Source organism: Streptomyces sp. NPDC006925, assembly GCF_042869575.1.
Taxonomy (GTDB): Bacteria; Actinomycetota; Actinomycetes; order Streptomycetales; family Streptomycetaceae; genus Streptomyces.
Genome location: NZ_JBIAGB010000016.1, coordinates 43225 through 59723 on the forward strand (window position 1 = coordinate 43225; position 16499 = coordinate 59723).

Sequence of the window (16499 nt, forward strand, 5' to 3'; positions counted from 1 at the left end):
GGAAGCCGTGGAGAGCGGGGCAGGTGCCGCTCCGCAGTCCGGCGACGCGACAGACAGACTGTGCTGCCGCTCACTCGCCACTGTCGGAGAGGGGCGAGCGGGAAATAACGCGACGAGCCGGGGCCGCACGCACGTGCGTGCCCCAGCTCGTCGCACATGTCAGCGTCAGGCGGGAACGATGTTCTCCGCCTGGAGGCCCTTCTGGCCCTGCGTGACATCGAAGCTCACTGTCTGGCCTTCGAGCAGCTCACGGAAGCCGGTGGCGTTGATGTTCGAGAAGTGGGCGAACACGTCTGCGCCGCCGCCCTCCTGCTCGATGAAGCCGAAGCCCTTTTCCGCGTTGAACCACTTCACGGTGCCAGTAGCCAAAATGCATCTCCTTCAAGGCGGTGCCCGGAGCCGCACTGCGCGGGGACCGGGGTTGCCGCGATGATAACCCTCCGCACAACGGACGAACGCAAGGCTCTTTCCGGGGGTCCGGACGAGCGCTTGAAGTTTCAGGGAACCACAACTGCAACTGGACGTAACCGTAGCACGGCCACTCCCTGGATTACGACCGTTTCTCACGCCGGCTCCGCCGGGGTAAAACTCCTCCCCGCGCATTACTCATGTTTCTGTAGCGGCGAAAATAGATTTCTGTGTCCGGGCAGGGGACGGAATTGGCCGGTGTGGCCGAGGCGGGGCGCTCGCCACCGGCCGACCCCCAGGTTCTCCGGGGCGTCGGGTCGCCTGACCTCGGGTGCTGCTGGGGGCCAGGCCGACCGGACCTTCCGAAGGGCAGGTCGACCCCAGGGGGCAGCTGGAGGAGGGCCCCGTTCGTCAGCCTGTCATCGGTGGCGTCGCCGACCACGCCGAGGGTCGCGCTGAGACCCGGGTCCCGGTCTCCTCGGTGGCCCCTCGATCCGCGCCGCGGTGACCCGGAATGCGATGCGCGGGTGCGACAGAGGCGCAGGCGACAGGCGAGAGGTGTCAGGCGACAGGCGACAGGCGTCAGGCGTCGGCCTTCGGGCCCGAGGGATTCCCGTTGCGCAGCTGTTCGTTGATGCGCCGGGCCTCTTCGAGCTGGTCCTCCAGGATGATGATGCGGCAGGCCGCCTCCACGGAGGTTCCCTGGTCGACCAGCTCGCGAGCCCGGGTGGCCAGCCGCAGCTGGTAGCGGGAGTAGCGGCGGTGCCCCCCTTCTGAGCGCAGCGGCACGATCAGCTTTGCTTCGCCGATGGCTCGCAGGAAGGCGGGCGTGGTACCGAGCATGTCGGCTGCCCGCCCCATGGTGTAGGCGGGGTAATCGTCGTCGTCGAGGTTGCTCGACGGGGTGGGGTTGTCTGCGGCCACTGGCACCTCTCGGCTGACGCGTCGAGGGGCCTTGGTGCCATGCGGCACCAAGGCCCCGAGGGGATCAACACCATCTACCGGCTGCTTGTGCCGGCTCCTGTATTCCGCTCCGCGGCCTGACAGGGCAGCGGTGCGGGGATCGCAGTTGCGTGACCGGGGACCACCTTCCAATCCGGGGCCTGCGGTACCCGGGCGGTTTGCCCTGCCCGGGCGATCCTGATGGCGCTCTCTCCTCCTTCTCTGCTGCTCTGTCATGCACTGCTTGATCTTGCAGAACTACCTGCGACCCCGAGGATCGCCTGGCCCGGCAGTCAGTGGTGGAGCCCCCAGCATCCGGCCACACCACTCGACTGCCGTTCCACAACTTCCTTGACCTGCATGCGGGGCAGTTCCGTCATCTGCCCCGCCGAACTGATCTCTGCGAGTACGAGAAGAACGCTACCCCCGAGGCTCTTCAATGTCTACTCTCGCAAGTGCAGATTTTCTTCGGGCGGGACACCCGCAAAGTCTCACCTCTGTGTGCAGCGAAAATCTGCACCACCCCACCGCTACGAGGGACTGGCCGGCTGTCCGCACGACCCGCGACTGTGCGCTCTCGACTGCTGCGCCTGTCCGCCTGGCTGCTCCGGCACCCGCTTCGACGCCTCATCGGGACGCGTCCTCGGCCCGTGCGGAACTGTGCTAGGGCGCCCGCGACGGCCACCACCCCGGAGGGCCACATGAGCGGCCCCCGCCTTCGACAGGAGCGGATCGCCCACACGGCCGGGCTCCGCAGGCGAACAACGTCGAACAAGCGTCCTCTGCCGACACTCGCGCGCGTGACCACGAACCTCCAGGCACCCCGCAGGAGTATGGATCAGGCCGCCGGCCGGAAGCAGAAGCGCTTCCGGGGGCGGCCGGGGGCGGCCTGTCGCCACGACGCCGAGCTTGCCGGGAAAGGGCTACCGTCGAGCCTCCGAGCGGCGAGATCAGGGGCTGGCGCGGCATCGCCACGACAGGACTCCCGAACGCGCGCCGGACTCCCTCTCCGTGCCTCGATGATCCGGCTCAAGGATCTCGCCCGGGCCGCTCGACGAGCCCGGCTCCGGCTGCTACCCCGCCGGTGACCAGGGAGCGGAGCGCAACTGCGCGACGCTGTGCCGGCCACGGCCCTCCGGAGGTCCGCCGGCCGCCCTGCCCACCGCGGCCATGGAGACGATCACCCACCCCGGGTTCGGGTCCAGCTCCTTGGTGAGCCCTTCCAGGTCGAAGGCCCGGAATTGGTGCGCCGCCAGCCCCATCGCCTGGGCCTGCACCGTCATGTGGGCGATGGCCTGACCGAGGTCGTAGTCCGCGAACTCGGAGTAGAGCAGCTGTGTGTCATCGACGTGCCGCCGCGTCAGCGTGACGACGAGCAGGCCCGCGTCCGTCGCCCAGCGGGCCGAGCTCGGCGCAAGATGAGGGAGTATCCGGTCGTGCTCCGGCTCACCGGGCCTGCCGGTGAAGAAGCCCCACGGCTGGGAGTTCCCCGCCGACGGTGCCCACCGCGCGGCTTCCAGCAGCAGGCCGAGGGCGTCGTCGTCGACAACCGCCGACGGATCGAATCGGTAGGGGCTGAAGCGGCCGGCGAGCAGTGGGTGAATGCCGCTGGACGGCTCCTGTGAACGGTGCATGTTCCGCTGCAACCGGGGACTGCCGAGCGCGTATTCCGGCTGGTGCGAGTGGAGGCACCGGCCATGCCTGCCGGCCGGGGAAGACCGCCGCTGCGAAGCCTTGAGAGCTACCGCCGCGCTGTTCGTTCTCCTGTGTTCGATCTGAGTCCACAGTGCCGTGTCCCGCGCAGGGCCTTCCCAGCCGGTTCGTGCGCGGGACAATGAGCCGATGAGCGGACAGGGGGCGCAGGACGCAGGCGAACACCGCGACTGGTGGGCCCAGTTGTACGACCCGCATGCTCCGGACACCGGCCGCGCACGCGCCCGGGACACCCTGGACGAGCGCTACCGCTCGGTGAGCCGCACACTGACCGGCCCGCCCGCCGCCGCGCCGGTGTCCGGCCGTGCGGACCCCGCGACTGCCGGGGCCCCGCCCGGACCGGAGCCCGCCACCGCGCCGGTGTCCGCGCTGCCGACCGGGTTGCTGCCGTCGGCCGCGCCGGACGCGCCGGGGGAGTGGGTGCCGGACACCGTGCTGGAGTCGGCGCGGTTCGGGTCAGCGGTGCTGCACGCGGTCTCCGTGCGCGGCGCCGCCGGGCGGCAGGAGGGGCGGCCGCGCACGGACGCACTGCTGGCCGCGCGGTTCGGCGCGGAGGAGGACGGACTGCTGCTGGTGGCCGTCGCGGCCGGGGGGCGGTCGGGGCCGGACGGGCACCGCGCCGCGCGCGAGGCGTGCCACGCGGTGGGGGAGGCGGTCGGCCGCAGCAGCGCACGGATCGCCCGGGACCTGCGGGACGACCGCACCAGCGCGCTGCAACCGGGCCTGCACCGGCTGACGGACCGCACTTTCGGCCGACTGCGCGCCCAGGCCGCTGCCCTGGGGCTGGAGCCCGAGCGGCACACCGTCGACCTGCGCTGCCTGCTGCTGCCCGCCGACCCGCGCTGCCGCACCCGGGTGTGGTTCGGCGCCGGTGTGGGCGGAGCCTTCCGGCGCAGCGGCGACGGGTGGGAGGACATCGAACCCGTCGGCGCCCACGCGCCGCCGCCTCCCGACACTCCGGCGGGCCGCGATCCGGCCGCGGGCGCGGCGGCCCGGGACGGCTTCGCTCCGGCCGAGCGGGCCGCAGGGCCGGCCGCCGAGCCGTTCCACTTCCGCTCCCACGCCGCGGAGCCCGGGGAGGTGCTGCTGCTGTGCGGCCCCGGGGTGGCGGAACCGCTGCGGGCCGAGCCCGCTTTCGCGGAACGGCTCGCCACCCGCTGGACCGGTGCGTACGGCAAGCCTCCCGGTGCCGCGGCCTACCTGGACGGCCTCCTGTGTGCGGTGGAGGGGCACTCGGGTGACCGCACCGCGGTCACGGTGTGGGAGAGCTGACGCGGGCGTCGCCGGGTGCCGGGCCGGTGTGCACGGGTGCGGCGGACGCCGCCGCCGGCGCGTCCACGCCTCGCGTCTCCCTGGCGTGTTCCGGTGCGCGGGTGGCCCGTACCTCTTCGAGGTAGGCCGCGATGGCGTCCCGGTTGCGGGCCAGGCACTGCACTCGGGCCGTCATCCGCTCCAGTTGGTCCTCCAGCGTGGCCAGCATCTCCGGGGTGGCGTCCCGGAAGTGGATGACCCGGGGTTTGTCGAGGCACGGCAGGATCTGCTTGATGATCCGGGTGGGCAGCCCGGCGTCCAGCAGCCCCCGGATCTGCAGTACGCGGTCGACGAACCGGTCGTCGTAGTCGCGGTAGCCGTTGGGGGTCCGGTCCGCGGCGATGAGCCCCTGCTCCTCGTAGTAGCGCAGCAGCCGCCGGGGCGTCCCGGTCCGCTCCGAGAGCTCTCCGATCCGCATCCGGCCGCCTCCCACCCTCCCCGGCATGCTGCGGAGCCCTTCCGAAGACGCTCCGCGGCCGCCGACTTGACCTTCACATCCGTGTGAGGGTTCGAGCATACCGGTCATGCGAACCGACACCGCGTACGACGCGCTCGCCCCGGACGGCGCTCCGGGGTCGTCCGAAACTGCCGGCTCCGAGCGCGGGGCGCTTCCGCTCGCCGCCCTGCTGGCGCTCGCCACCGCCGTCTTCGTCACCAGCCTCACCGAGACCCTGCCCGCCGGCCTGCTGCCCGCGATGAGCGGCGACCTCGCCGTCAGCGAGTCCGCCATGGGCCAGAGCGTCACCATCTACGCGGTCGGCACCGCGCTCACGGCCGTCCCGCTCACCGCGTTCACCGCCGGATGGCGCCGCAAGCGGCTGCTGCTGACCGCCATGGCCGGCTTCGCCGCGGCCAACACCGTCACCGCCGTCTCCACCGACTACACCCTCACCATGACCGCGCGCTTCGTCGCCGGTGTGGCGGCCGGGCTCGCCTGGGCGCTGCTCGCCGGATACGCACGCCGCCTGGTCCCCGCGCACCTCGGCGGCCGGGCCCTCGCGATCGCCATGGCCGGTATCCCGGTCGCACTGTCGCTGGGCGTTCCCGCGGGCACCTTCCTCGGCAACGCGCTCGGCTGGCGCACCGCCTTCTGGGCCATGACGGCGCTGACCGCCGTCCTGCTCGGCTGGATCACCGCCGCCGTTCCCGACCACCCCGGGCAGCAGCCGGACGACCGCACCCCCATGGCGGCCGTGCTGCGCATCCCCGGAGTACGGCCCGTCCTGCTCACCACACTCGGCTGGGTACTCGCCCATACGGTGCTCTACACCTACATCGCCGCCTTCCTCGACCACGCGGGCCTGGGCGGCTCGGTCGACCGCGTCCTGCTGGTCTTCGGCGCCGCCTCGCTGCTGAGCATCTGGTTCGTCGGCGCGCACATCGGCCGCGGGCTGCGCGCGCTGACGCTCGGCGGAGCCCTGCTGGTCGCTCTCGCGGCGGCAGTCCTGGCGGTGGCGGCCGACAGCACGCCGCTCGTCTACGCAGCGGTCGCCCTCTGGGGGCTCGGCTGGGGAGGGGCGCCGACGCTGCTGCAGACGGCCGTCGGCGAGGCGGGCGGCGAGTCCGCGGACGCCGCGCAGGCGATGCTCGTCACGCTGTGGAACGCGGCCATGGCGGGCGGGGGCGTCGTGGGCGGGGTGCTGCTGGACGCCCTGGGCGCCGCGTCGTTCCCGTGGAGCGTCCTGGTGCTGATGCTGCCGGTGCTGGCCCTGGTGTACGCGGCCCGCAGCCGCGCCTTCCCCGCCGCGCGCCCCGGGGCGGGTGACTGAGGCGTCTGCCCTCCCGGCCGGTACGACCGGCACCGCCGGTGCGGAGAAGAGGCCCTGCAGGGCTTCCGCACCGCACCGGCGGACTGCCTCACCGTCAGCCGAACTGCCGCTCGATCTCCGCCAGTTTCTCCTCCAGGGTGTCCAGCCGCGGGCTGGCCGCGCTCTTCTCGCCGCCCTCCCGGCCGGACTCGCCGCCCGTGAGTTCGCCGTCCCGGCGGCCGCGCGCCGAGGCGCCGTCGTCCCCGACGGCCTGTAGCGCGGGCCTGCCGCGGGGCGGCACGGGAGAGGCGGCCACCGCGGGCAGTTCGCCGGACGGCTCACTCCCGCCTGGCGGTGCGGCCGGCGCGGGCGTGCCGAGCTCGACCTCCACGTGCGGTGCCGCCGCCGGGCGTCCCCGGCTCCACCGGCGGTGCTGCCGGTTGAGGGCCTTGACCCGGGCCCGGTCCAGGCGTTCCTGGTCCTTGCGGCGCTGCCGCTCCTGCTCGTGCCGCCGCCGGTCCTCGCGCACCTCGTCGACGGCCTCGTCCAGCGTCCGCACTCCCTCCAGCAGCATCAGCGACCACGCCCCGAACGTCTCCCGGGGGGCTCGCAGCCAGCGGACGATGCGGATCTGCGGCAGCGGACGCGGCACCAGGCCCTGGTCGCGCAGCGCCGCCCGGCGGGTCTGCTTGAGCGCCCGGTCGAACAGGATCGCGGCCGAGAGCGACATCCCCGCGAAGAACTGCGGTGCGCCGTCGTGTCCGGTGCCGCGCGGCGCGTGCACCCAGTTGAACCACGCAGCGGCCCCCGCGAAGATCCACACCAGCAGGCGCGATCCCAGCGAGGCGTCTCCGTGGCTCGCCTCCCGGACGGCGATCACGGCGGAGAACATCGCGGCGCCGTCCAGCCCGAACGGGACCAGGTACTCCCAGCCGCCGCCCAGGCCCAGGTTCTGCCTGCCGAATCCGACCAGCCCGTGGAAGGAGAGCGCTGCGGCGACCGCGGCGCAGCAGAACAGCAGCAGGTAGGCGGCCGTCGCGTAGAGGGTCTCCTTGCGGCGGCGCCGCTCCTCGGCCCGCTCCGCGGAGTCGGGCTGTCCGTGCGCGGTCGCGCTCTCGCTCTCGGAGGCGGAGCCGTGCCGGCGCGAGCGCGCCATCACCAGCACCGCGGCCAGAGTGCCGACGAGCAGCACGGCGCTCGGCAGCACCCAGTTCAGCGGTATGTCGGTCAGTCTCATCGGGGTGCCCCTTGCCGCGCGTACCGAGGACGCACGCCGGGGGCGCCGAGTAGGCCCCGTCGCGTGCGAGGCGGTGTCGCGCTCGCGCTCTGGCTTGCTTCGTCCCGAGCATCCTTACGGGAGCGCGCCACCCTGCCGGGGGGTTTCAGGGGAAGAGCACGCGAAATGGGGGCGCAGGGGGCCGGGAGAGGGGCCAGGGGTCGAACACCTCAGCGGGCTGCGGTCATCCGCTCGATTCGCTCCGCGTCGCACGTCCGGGGACAGGTGACGCAGGTGTCCTGGGGGCGGAGGGTGTAGTAGAGGCAGCAGCTCGCCCGGTCGCGAGTGGTCAGCGCCGCCCCTCCGGATCCGGGCAGCTCACGGAAGCCCGCACCCTGGGCGAAGGGTGCGACCGCGCCGGGGAGCAGCAGTTCGGCCTCCGCCCGCGCGCGCGGTTCCTCGCCCAGCAGGTGGCCCAGGTACCAGAGCCCCTCGGTGATCTCGTCCGTCACCATCCCCCACAGCGCCCGCGCGCCGCGCCGCATCCGGGGCCTGAACCCCTCCAGCACCGGCGCGAGATGAGCGGCCACCGCGTCCCGCACCTCGGCTCGCAGCGCCTCCTCGCCGGGCACCACGCGTGCGCCCGGTGCGGCCGCCGCGGGGTCGTCCGGCAGGCAGGCGAACTCCTCGATCCGGACCGCGAGCCGCCCCTGGGACCGCTGGACCGCCACGGCCTCCACCGGCAGCCGGGGTACCCGCCGCCGGAGGAACCACGGGACGGTGACCAGCAGGCAGACGGGCCAGGCGTAGCGGTGCAGCCCGAAGCTGGCGACGACGTCAGGGCGTCCGGGTCGCCCGTGGTCCCGCAGGATCTGCTCCTCGTCCCAGGCGAGGAACGTGTCGAGCGCCTCGCCGCCGTCCGCGAGGGCTGCGGCGCGCACCCAGCCGGGGCCCTCGGGGAGCGGTTCGCGAGCCGTGGTCTCGGTCACACCCAGCGACGGGAGCACCTCGGTCAGCCGGGCGTAGGCCGTACGGAAAGGGGAGACGTCAGAGGCCACGGAGGCGAGGGTGGGCACGGTCATGGGGACCACCGAATCGACGAGCATCAGCAGGTAAGCCTTACCTTAACTGATCACGTCCGAGGTTTGATCTCGTGTCGCCGCGGCCTAGGGTGCACGGCAGCCTGGATGGCGAAGACATGTACGCAGAGTGCTGGGGGCCCTATGGAGCAGAGCCGAGCGGAGTCACCTGCGGGGCCCGCTGCCGTCCCGCCGGCGGCCGGCCCGCCGTCCGCCGTGCCCCGGCGCCCCGCCCCGGCCGGTCCCGCACCGGTCCGGCGTGCCACCGAGCCGTCGGCCGCCCGCGCCCGGCGGACGGAGGGCAGTGCCCGCGGTGAGCACACCCACTGCGAACCGGCGGCTCCGAAGGTGGTGCCGCAGCGTCATTCCGTACGCGACCAGATCCTCGAAGCCCTGCGCGGTGCGCTGCTCTCCGGCGAGCTGGCACCGGGCGAGGTCTACTCCGCACCCGCGTTGGGGGAGCGCTTCGGCGTCTCGCCGACCCCCGTACGGGAGGCCATGCAGCTCCTGGCGAGCGAGGGCGCCGTGGAGACGGTGCCCAACCGGGGCTTCCGCGTCGCCGCGCACAGCCCCCGCGATCTGGCCGAACTCACCGAGATCCGGGCCCTGCTGGAGGTCCCCGCGGTCCTGGCGCTCGCCCGGACCCAGCCCCCCGGCTACTGGGCCGAGTTGCGGCCGCTCGCGGACGACACCCTGCACGCGGCGGCGTGCGGGGACCGTACCGCCTACGCCGAGACCGACCTCGCCTTCCACCGCGCCCTGCTGGAGGCGACCGGGAACCGGCAGCTGGTCGCCGTCGCCGAGGACGTGCAGCGCCGGGCGCAGCTGTCGGCCCTGCGGGCGGCGCCCGCTCCGCGTACCACCGACCTGCTCGCCGAGGCGGCCGACCACCTCGCGCTGCTGGACGCGCTGGCCGACCAGGACTATCCGGCCGTCGAACGACTGGTCCGCGGCCACTTCTGAGGCGCGGCGCGGCCCGCCCGGGTGCGGGTCACGCCCGGTTCGGGGGCACCGCCGTGGCGGCCTCGCCGTCCGGCTGCTCGCCCCGCTCCCCGCCCCGTTCGGACTCCGGCAGCCGGTCGGCGAGCCAGGAGGGTACGCCGCCCAGCAGCCGGAACAGCCGCCCTGCCTCCTCGCGCAGCCGCGTCGCCTCCGGCTCCGGCTGCACCTCGGCGAGCGAGGCCAGAGCGGGCGCCATGCCGACGAGGAACCCCAGTTCCTCCCGCAGCCGGAGCGACTCGGCGAAGCCGTGGCGGGCCTCGGCCAGTTCGCCCTCGCGGGCCGCGAGTCCGGCCAGATGCCGCCAGGTCGAGGAGCACAGCAGCAGGTCCCCGCGGGCGGTCGCGCCCGCGTGCGCCCTGCGGTAGGCGGCGCGCGCGGACTCCGGGGTGTCGCTCAGGTTCTCCGCCAGCAGCCCGCGCCGGAAGTCCAGCAGCGCCCGGCCGGGCGCGCCCGGCTCCAGGAGCGCGGCGGCCCGGCCGAGCGCCGCCCGCGCCTCGTCGGTCCGGTCGCGGACGCCCAGCACGGTGGCCGCGTAGGCGAGTTGGCCGCGCTCGCAGGCCGCGGCCCCGCGGTCGTCGTCCACCCGCGCCACCGCTTCGGCGCCCCGCAGCGCGTCCTCCGCCGCGGGCCAGCCGTCCCCGGTGTACATGCACCGTTCGACGAGCAGTCCGGCCCGTCCGACCGCCGCCTGCGGATGCTCCTGCACATACGGCTCCAGCAGCGCCGCCGCGTCCTCCCAGCACCCCCGCGAGCGCAGCCGCCACACCGCCTGTCCCAGCGGGCTGTCCGGGCCGATGTCGGGGCCCGCGGGGCCGCCGTGACCTGTCGGGCCTCTCGGATCCAGCCTTTCCGAACGTGACATGGCGGTGTCCGCCACAGTGCCCTCCCCAAGCGCGCCGTCGAGCCGGATGTGAGCGCATCACAGCACGGGTTGAGCCGCCCGGCCAAGGGGGTGGTGTGAATCAGTTCACAAAGTTTTACCGGCGGCGGCAGATCGACAAGCGCCCGGCTCCCGGCGGTTCGGGGGAGCGGCGGGGTAGTGCCTGCTCTACCCCGGGTCGGCAACCTGCTGCAGTGAACTCCGGGCCGATCAGCGGTTGGCTGGCGGAGTGAACCCCATCGCCGCAGGTCGCGGCTCCCTGAGGCCCCTGTGCCGGCGGGTGGCCGCACCGGCCCGGCCCGGTCCGCGCGCCGTCTGCGCGGTCACTGCCGCGCGCCGCCGTACCGGACGCGGAGCGCCCGCGGACATCGGCCACGCCCGCCCGCCGCCGTACCCCGGGGGCCGCGCGGACCGGCCGAAGAGCGGCCGTGCGCCCGCGCTTCGCCGTGTTCCCCCGCTCGGCGCGGCCCCCGCGCGCCTCTCGTGCGCGCGTTCACAGGCGGGGCTCCGCGCCGGGCACCCGCCTGCCCCTCTGCTTGTCTGTCCCCCTGCCCGTCCTGCGGGCGCACTCCGGAGGCTGCCGATGCCCGACGACCCGAACCCGCCCGCGTCCCACCCCGACCGGCCACCCGGCCCGCCGGAACCCGGTGCCCCTGCTCCCGAGGTCCGCGCGCACCGGAGCCGGGACCTGTCCCCGGCCGGGGACCGCGGCCGCACGCTGATCGTGACGAACGACTATCCGCCCCGCCGAGGCGGCATCGAGACATTCGTCCACGAGATCGCCCGCCGGTTCCCGCCCGCCGAGGTCGTCGTCTACACGGCGGCCCAGCCCGGCTCCGACGCGTTCGACGCCGCGCAGCCCTTCCCCGTCGTCCGCGACCGGTTCCGGACGCTGCTGCCCACCCCGCGGGTGGCCGCGACGGCCCGGGCGCTGGCCTTCCGCTACGGATGCGACCGCGTGTGGTTCGGTGCCGCCGCCCCACTGGGACTGCTCGCGGGACGCCTCGGACTGCCCTCGGTCGCCACGACCCACGGGCACGAGATGTGGTGGGCCGCGCTCCCCGGCACCCGCGGACTGCTGCGCCGGATCGGCGACAGCGTCGACACGGTCACCCACCTCACCGCGCACTCCCGGGCCCGGACGGCCCGGGCGTTCGGCCCGCGCCCCCGCACGGCCCGGCTGGTGCCCGGAGTCGACAGCACGCGCTTCCGGCCGGACGGCGAAGAGCGGGCCGTGCGCCGCCGCCTGGGCCTGGAGGACAAGGCGGTGGTGCTCAGCGTCTCGCGGCTGGTCCGGCGCAAGGGGCAGGACACCCTGATCCGCGCCATGCCGCGGGTACGTGCCGCGGTGCCCGGGGCGACTCTCGTGATCGTCGGCTCCGGCCCCCGCGAACGGGCGCTGCGCAGGCTGGCGCGGCGGCTGCCGGAACTGCCCGACGACGCCGTCGTCTTCACCGGGTCCCGGGCGCACGGCGACCTGCCGCCCTACTACGCGGCAGCCGACGTCTTCGCCATGCCCTGCCGCACCCGCCGGCTCGGCCTGGAGGCCGAAGGGCTGGGCATCGTCTGTCTGGAGGCCGCAGCTGCCGGACTGCCCGTGCTGGCCGGGAACTCCGGCGGGGTGCCGGAAGCGGTCCGGGACGGTGAGACCGGGTATCTCGTCGACGGCCGCGACGTCCGAGCCGTCGCCGAGCGCCTCACCGGCCTGCTCACCGACCCGCGGGCGGCCGCCGCGATGGGCGCGGCGGGCCGTTCCTGGGCCGCGGCGGAATGGAGTTGGGAGTCCGCGGTCCGGCAGTTGCGCGCGCTGCTGTCGCGTACGGTCGATCCGTGGTGACCAGCGAGAAGCCGACGGTGCGGCCGCCGTTCGCGGAGGACCGGGACCGGGACGCGGAGGACCGGGACCGGGACCGGGACCGGGACACGGGGGACCGGGCCGGAGCGGGGGTACCCGCACACCCCGGGACCGGCTCAGCCGCCGGTCGGCAGGACGCCGCCGACGTCGGAGTGTGGCAGGCGCTGGCGGGCGGGCCCCGGACCTTCCTGTGCTCGACGTGGCCGCTGCGCGCGGTGCGCCAACTCCTGGTCGGCGGTGTGCTGGGGCTCGGCTGGCTCTGTCTCGCGGTCGCGCTCACGGTGTCCGGGATGCTGCTGCTGCCGGTCGGGATCGGCGCGGTCGCGCTGCTGGGCGTCCCCGCCTCGGCCGCCGGCCTCGCCGCACTGGAACGGCGCCGACTGCGCCTGTCCGGCCCGCGGGACACCCGGCCGCCCCGCCCGCGCCTGCCCGCGGGGGCGGGCCGGCGCACGCGCGGCAGTGCGATCCGGCGCGCGCTGCGCGGGCTGCGGCGGCGCGCCGCCTCCCCGGTCACCTGGGCGGAGTTCGGCTTCGCCCTGCTCAACGCGGTGCTGGCGCCGCTGGACCTGCTGGCGGTCCTGCTGGCGCTCGGCCTGGTCGTCAGCCAGCCCTTCGCGCTGCTCACCGTCGCGGACGGGGACCGGGTGATGTACGGGCCGGGCATCGTGCTGACGGAACCGGTCCAGGTGCTGCCGTGGCTCCTGCTGACGCCGGTCTTCGTGGTGCTCGGCTGCTACGCCCTCGCCTGCCTGGCCGGGATGCGGGCGTCGCTCGCCCGGGCCGTGCTGGTGGGGCCGCGCCGGGAGCGGGAGCTGGACGCGCGGCTGACGGAGGTGACCGCGTCCCGGGCCCGGCTGGCGGACGCCTTCGAGGGGGAGCGGCGCCGCATCGAACGCGATCTGCACGACGGCGCGCAGCAGCGGCTCACCGGACTGATCATGAAGCTGGGCCTCGCCCGGCTGGACGCCGACCCCGCGCTCGTCGCCGAGGCGCAGGAGGAGGCCCGCGCCGTCCTCGGCGATCTGCGGGACCTCGTCCGCGGCCTCCATCCGCCGGTGCTCACCGACCGGGGGCTGGGCGCGGCGCTCGGCGCGCTGGCCGAGCGGGCGCCCCTGCCGGTGCGGGTGACGGACCGGCTCGGTGCCCGGCGCCCCGCCGAGGCGCTGGAGGTGGCCGCCTACTTCGCCGCCGCGGAGGCGCTGGCCAACGTGGCCAAGCACAGCGGCGCCGCACACGCCGAGGTGACCGTAGGAGGCGGGCGGACGCTGACGCTGGAGGTCCGTGACGACGGCCGGGGCGGCGCCGACCCGGCGCGCGGCACCGGCCTGAGGGGCCTCGCGGACCGGCTCGCGGCGCACGGCGGACGGCTGCGTCTCTCCAGTCCGCCCGGCGGTCCGACGCTGCTGCGGATGGAACTGCCCTGGACCGACGAGAGCACGCATCGGCGATGATGTGCGGGCGGCGGAAACCGTCGGGATCGCGGGGCCGCCGGGCCACCGGAGAACAGCACGAGGAGGGGGAACGGCTGTGCGGCTGGTGCTCGCCGAGGACTCCGTACTGCTGCGCGAGGGGCTGACCCAGCTTCTCGCCCGCTTCGGCCACGAGGTGTGCGCGGGCGTCGGCGACGCGCCCGCGCTGCTGGAGGCCGTGGCCGCGCACGCGCCGGACTGCGTCGTCACCGATGTGCGCATGCCGCCGGGCCTGCGGGACGAAGGGCTGCGCGCCGCGCTCCGGCTGCGCACCGAAGACCCCGGGCTGCCGGTACTGGTGCTCTCCCAGTACGTCGAGAACTCCTACGCCGCGGACCTGCTCGCCACCGGCGACGGTGTCGGCTACCTGCTCAAGGACCGGGTGGGCGAAGTGGCGGAGTTCGTCGAGGCGCTGCGGCGGGTGGCGGCCGGCGGCACCGTCATCGACCCCGAAGTGGTCCGGCGGCTGCTGGCCCCGGACCGCGAACCGGCCGCGCTGCGGCGGCTGACCGCCCGGGAACGGGAGGTGCTGGCCGCCATGGCAGAGGGGCGCTCCAACGGCGGCATCGCCCGCGCGCTGGTCGTCAGCGAGGCGGCGGTCGTCAAACACGTCCGCTCCATCCTCGCCAAGCTCGACCTCCCGCCCGCACCCGACGACCACCGCCGGGTGCTGGCCGTCCTGGCCTACCTGCGCCGGGCCGACGCGGGCCCCGGTACCGCAACCGGCGCGGCGCCACCCGCGGCCCCGCACTCCGGCGGGAGAATCCCCTCCGAACGGTGAGACGGCTTCCGGCCGGCCGGCTCAGCTCATCCGCAGCGCGAGGAAGAAGTCCAGCTTGTCCTCCAGGCGGGACAGATCGCGGCCGGTGAGCTGCTCGATGCGGCTGACCCGGTACCGGAGGGTGTTGACGTGCAGATGGAGTCGGCCCGCGCAGCGCGTCCAGGAACCGTCCGAGGACAGGAACGCCTCCAGGGTGGGCACCAGTTCGGCGCGGTGCTTGCGGTCGTACTCGCGCAGCGGGTCCAGCAGCCGGGCGGTGAAGGCGCGGCGTACGTCGTCCGGGACGAACGGCAGCAGCAGTACATGCGAGGCCAGCTCCTCGTGCCCGGCCGCGCGCACCGCACCGGGGCGCGCCGCCGCCACCCGGCGGGCGTGCCGGGCCTCCTCCAGGGCGCCCCGCAGTCCTTCGGCGGAGTGCACCGCGGCGCTCACCCCCAACGTCAGCCGCCCGTCGTCGGCGAGGGCGCGCCCCAGCGGTTCCCCGGCCTCGGCCAGCAGCGCCTCCGCGTGCAGCCCCTCGCCGGCGCGCTTCCCGCCGTCCGCGGGCGCCTCGCCGCCGGCGGACGCCGCCCCCTGCGCCCCGGCGCCCTCCTCGACGGCGTCGTCCTGCGGGCCCTCGCCGGTCAGCGGCACCAGCGCGACCGCCTCGCCGTCGACGTGCGCGACGGCGATCCGGTCCGAGCCGTCCGGGCCCCCGGTGCGCGGGTCCACCAGAAGCTCCTCCAGCAGGGACTGGGCGACCGCCCCGCCGTCCAGGGCGCGGGCCGGGTCGGGCTCGTCCCACTCCACGCGGGCCACGATCACCTGCCAGGCGGGGGCCGCACCCTGTCCGGGCAGCAGGACGGGCGCGGCGACCCGCAGCCGCGCGGCGATCTCGGAGGGCGGCGCGCCGGCCTGCACCAGCTCCAGGACCTCCTGCGCCAGTCTGCGGCGCACGGTGCGGGCTGCGTCGCGCCGGTCGCGTTCGACCGCGATCAGCTGGGTGACGCCGTGCAGCAGGTCCAGGCGCTCGGCGGGCCAGTCACCGGTGTCGTCGGCGACCGCCAGCAGCCAGTCCGAGAGCACGGTGCGGCGCGGGTCGCCGGTGCCCCGGCCGACGGGGAAGAGCGAGTAGGGCGCACCGTCCTCGGTCGTCCGGTGCGGGGCGCGCCGCCCGGCGCGGACGGCGGCCAGATGGGCGCCCGCCAGCCTGGCGGCGGTGGCGTGCGGCAGTTCCGGTCCCTCGCTGGGGCCGGCGATCTGCCGACCGGTGGGGGAGAGCACCCAGGCGGCCAGGTCCAGGTCCGAGCCGAGCAGGTCGAGCACCACATCGGGTCCGCCGCCCGCGGGGCCGGAGGACATCAGCCGCCGGTGCCGGTCCACGACGGCGGCCAGATCCCCGGCGCGCTCGGTGGAGACCTGCCGGACCACGTGCTCGGTGATGGTGGCGAAGGCGACCGACTCGGTCACCGCGAACAGCGGCAGCCGGTGCCGCGCGCAGGCGTCGACCAGGTCCTGCGGGACAGGGCCCAGTTCCGCCTCGCCCGCGGCCAGCCCCGCGACGCCCGCGGTGGCCAGGATCTGGACGAACGGCTCGGAGTCCTCCGGCGCGTGCCGCCACGCCAGCCCGGAGAGCACCAGTTCGCCGCCGGACAGGTAGCGGCTGGGGTCGCGCAGGTCGGTGGTCATCACGCCGCGTACGGTCCGGTCCAGCTCGTCGTCGCCGCCGAGCAGCCGGAGGCCCAGTGAGTCGTTCTCCAGGAGGGCGCGGAGCCGCATCGTCTCGTCGCCTGCCGTTCGTGTTTCGTCTGCCGGGTGGGTGGGTCGTGCGCAGCACGTTGTCGTGGCACCGGGGTGTGACCGGGAGAAAGCCGTGAGGTTACCGCTTCCCTGCTTTCGTCTGAATCTACAAGACGAGGTGGCCGACCAGCCAAACGCTTCATGTTTTCGGTGACTGCACCGCAGCGGGTACCTCTCGGTGTACTGACCGCACCCCCTCGACACCCCTCGAGACCGCTCGCCCCCCCCGACAGCATCCACAGCGTCCCTGGGCACCCGGAACGCACCCCTCCCGGGCCGCATCCGCTGGGAAGCACTCTGCCGCGTCCCACCTGCG

At 74.8% G+C, this 16499-nt stretch carries 14 protein-coding genes; 6 read left to right on the top strand and 8 right to left on the bottom strand.

The features are described 5' to 3' along the window. Window positions 1–165: 165 nt before the first annotated feature. The 3 genes from ACFYNS_RS21260 to ACFYNS_RS21270 form a co-directional block, all read right to left on the bottom strand. Entirely contained in the window at window positions 166–369 is a 204-nt protein-coding gene (locus ACFYNS_RS21260; RefSeq protein WP_360290156.1) for a cold-shock protein, read from the bottom strand. Window positions 370–990: 621 nt separating this feature from the next. Next, on the bottom strand, window positions 991–1332 hold the full coding sequence (locus ACFYNS_RS21265) for a MerR family transcriptional regulator (RefSeq protein WP_360290154.1): 342 nt from the start codon (window positions 1330–1332) through the stop codon (window positions 991–993). A gap of 1091 nt (window positions 1333–2423) precedes the next feature. Beyond that, window positions 2424–2984 carry a nitroreductase family protein gene (locus ACFYNS_RS21270; protein ID WP_360290152.1) on the bottom strand — a complete coding sequence of 187 codons (561 nt, stop codon included), beginning with the start codon at window positions 2982–2984 and terminating at the stop codon, window positions 2424–2426. Window positions 2985–3192: 208 nt separating this feature from the next. Between ACFYNS_RS21270 and ACFYNS_RS21275 the strand changes: the two genes are divergently transcribed. Beyond that, a complete protein-coding gene (locus tag ACFYNS_RS21275) occupies window positions 3193–4335 on the top strand; it encodes a protein phosphatase 2C domain-containing protein (protein WP_388604519.1) in 1143 nt (380 codons plus the stop codon). Here ACFYNS_RS21275 and ACFYNS_RS21280 read toward each other — a convergent pair. Next, window positions 4316–4792 (bottom strand): MerR family transcriptional regulator, encoded by a 477-nt coding sequence (locus ACFYNS_RS21280; protein ID WP_388604521.1) that lies wholly within the window; start codon window positions 4790–4792, stop codon window positions 4316–4318. The genes ACFYNS_RS21275 and ACFYNS_RS21280 overlap by 20 nt on opposite strands. A gap of 106 nt (window positions 4793–4898) precedes the next feature. Here ACFYNS_RS21280 and ACFYNS_RS21285 point away from each other — a divergent pair, with 106 nt between their 5' ends. Continuing rightward, complete coding sequence (locus ACFYNS_RS21285; RefSeq protein WP_388604523.1) at window positions 4899–6143, top strand: MFS transporter; 1245 nt, start codon at window positions 4899–4901, stop codon at window positions 6141–6143. Between the two features lie 94 nt (window positions 6144–6237). Here ACFYNS_RS21285 and ACFYNS_RS21290 read toward each other — a convergent pair whose 3' ends face one another. Together ACFYNS_RS21290 and ACFYNS_RS21295 are read right to left on the bottom strand one after the other, a co-directional pair. Then, window positions 6238–7359: a DUF2637 domain-containing protein gene (locus ACFYNS_RS21290; RefSeq protein ID WP_388604525.1), complete on the bottom strand. Its 1122-nt coding sequence runs from the start codon at window positions 7357–7359 to the stop codon at window positions 6238–6240. A gap of 209 nt (window positions 7360–7568) precedes the next feature. Then, entirely contained in the window at window positions 7569–8420 is an 852-nt protein-coding gene (locus tag ACFYNS_RS21295) for a (2Fe-2S)-binding protein (RefSeq protein ID WP_388604527.1), read from the bottom strand. Window positions 8421–8561: 141 nt separating this feature from the next. Between ACFYNS_RS21295 and ACFYNS_RS21300 the strand changes: the two genes are divergently transcribed. Continuing rightward, window positions 8562–9380 carry a GntR family transcriptional regulator gene (locus ACFYNS_RS21300; RefSeq protein WP_388604529.1) on the top strand — a complete coding sequence of 273 codons (819 nt, stop codon included), beginning with the start codon at window positions 8562–8564 and terminating at the stop codon, window positions 9378–9380. 28 nt (window positions 9381–9408) lie between these two features. Here the strand turns inward: ACFYNS_RS21300 and ACFYNS_RS21305 are convergent, their stop codons facing one another. Next, window positions 9409–10281 (bottom strand): hypothetical protein, encoded by an 873-nt coding sequence (locus tag ACFYNS_RS21305; RefSeq protein ID WP_388604531.1) that lies wholly within the window; start codon window positions 10279–10281, stop codon window positions 9409–9411. Window positions 10282–10882: 601 nt separating this feature from the next. Between ACFYNS_RS21305 and ACFYNS_RS21310 the strand changes: the two genes are divergently transcribed. From ACFYNS_RS21310 to ACFYNS_RS21320, 3 genes are all read left to right on the top strand, one after another. Then, window positions 10883–12136 carry a glycosyltransferase family 4 protein gene (locus ACFYNS_RS21310; protein WP_388604533.1) on the top strand — a complete coding sequence of 418 codons (1254 nt, stop codon included), beginning with the start codon at window positions 10883–10885 and terminating at the stop codon, window positions 12134–12136. After that, window positions 12130–13605, top strand: coding sequence for a sensor domain-containing protein (locus ACFYNS_RS21315; protein ID WP_360299386.1), 1476 nt, complete (start codon window positions 12130–12132; stop codon window positions 13603–13605). Before ACFYNS_RS21310 ends, ACFYNS_RS21315 begins: the two co-directional genes overlap by 7 nt. 85 nt (window positions 13606–13690) lie before the next feature. Further along, a complete protein-coding gene (locus ACFYNS_RS21320; protein ID WP_360299413.1) occupies window positions 13691–14404 on the top strand; it encodes a response regulator transcription factor in 714 nt (237 codons plus the stop codon). A gap of 21 nt (window positions 14405–14425) precedes the next feature. Here the strand turns inward: ACFYNS_RS21320 and ACFYNS_RS21325 are convergent, their stop codons facing one another. Then, the gene (locus tag ACFYNS_RS21325; RefSeq protein ID WP_360299388.1) at window positions 14426–16162 is read right to left on the bottom strand and encodes a PucR family transcriptional regulator ligand-binding domain-containing protein; all 1737 of its coding nucleotides are present in this window, start codon (window positions 16160–16162) and stop codon (window positions 14426–14428) included. Window positions 16163–16499 lie beyond the last annotated feature (337 nt).

What these genes read in the sequence shown, in the direction of transcription:
- ACFYNS_RS21270 (WP_360290152.1), bottom strand. Translation starts at nt 2,984, where the DNA reads ATGCACCGTTCACAGGAGCCGTCCAGCGGCATTCACCCACTGCTCGCC.
- ACFYNS_RS21275 (WP_388604519.1), top strand. Translation starts at nt 3,193, where the DNA reads ATGAGCGGACAGGGGGCGCAGGACGCAGGCGAACACCGCGACTGGTGG.
- ACFYNS_RS21280 (WP_388604521.1), bottom strand. Translation starts at nt 4,792, where the DNA reads ATGCGGATCGGAGAGCTCTCGGAGCGGACCGGGACGCCCCGGCGGCTG.
- ACFYNS_RS21285 (WP_388604523.1), top strand. Translation starts at nt 4,899, where the DNA reads ATGCGAACCGACACCGCGTACGACGCGCTCGCCCCGGACGGCGCTCCG.
- ACFYNS_RS21290 (WP_388604525.1), bottom strand. Translation starts at nt 7,359, where the DNA reads ATGAGACTGACCGACATACCGCTGAACTGGGTGCTGCCGAGCGCCGTG.
- ACFYNS_RS21295 (WP_388604527.1), bottom strand. Translation starts at nt 8,420, where the DNA reads ATGACCGTGCCCACCCTCGCCTCCGTGGCCTCTGACGTCTCCCCTTTC.
- ACFYNS_RS21300 (WP_388604529.1), top strand. Translation starts at nt 8,562, where the DNA reads ATGGAGCAGAGCCGAGCGGAGTCACCTGCGGGGCCCGCTGCCGTCCCG.
- ACFYNS_RS21305 (WP_388604531.1), bottom strand. Translation starts at nt 10,281, where the DNA reads ATGTCACGTTCGGAAAGGCTGGATCCGAGAGGCCCGACAGGTCACGGC.
- ACFYNS_RS21310 (WP_388604533.1), top strand. Translation starts at nt 10,883, where the DNA reads ATGCCCGACGACCCGAACCCGCCCGCGTCCCACCCCGACCGGCCACCC.
- ACFYNS_RS21325 (WP_360299388.1), bottom strand. Translation starts at nt 16,162, where the DNA reads ATGCGGCTCCGCGCCCTCCTGGAGAACGACTCACTGGGCCTCCGGCTG.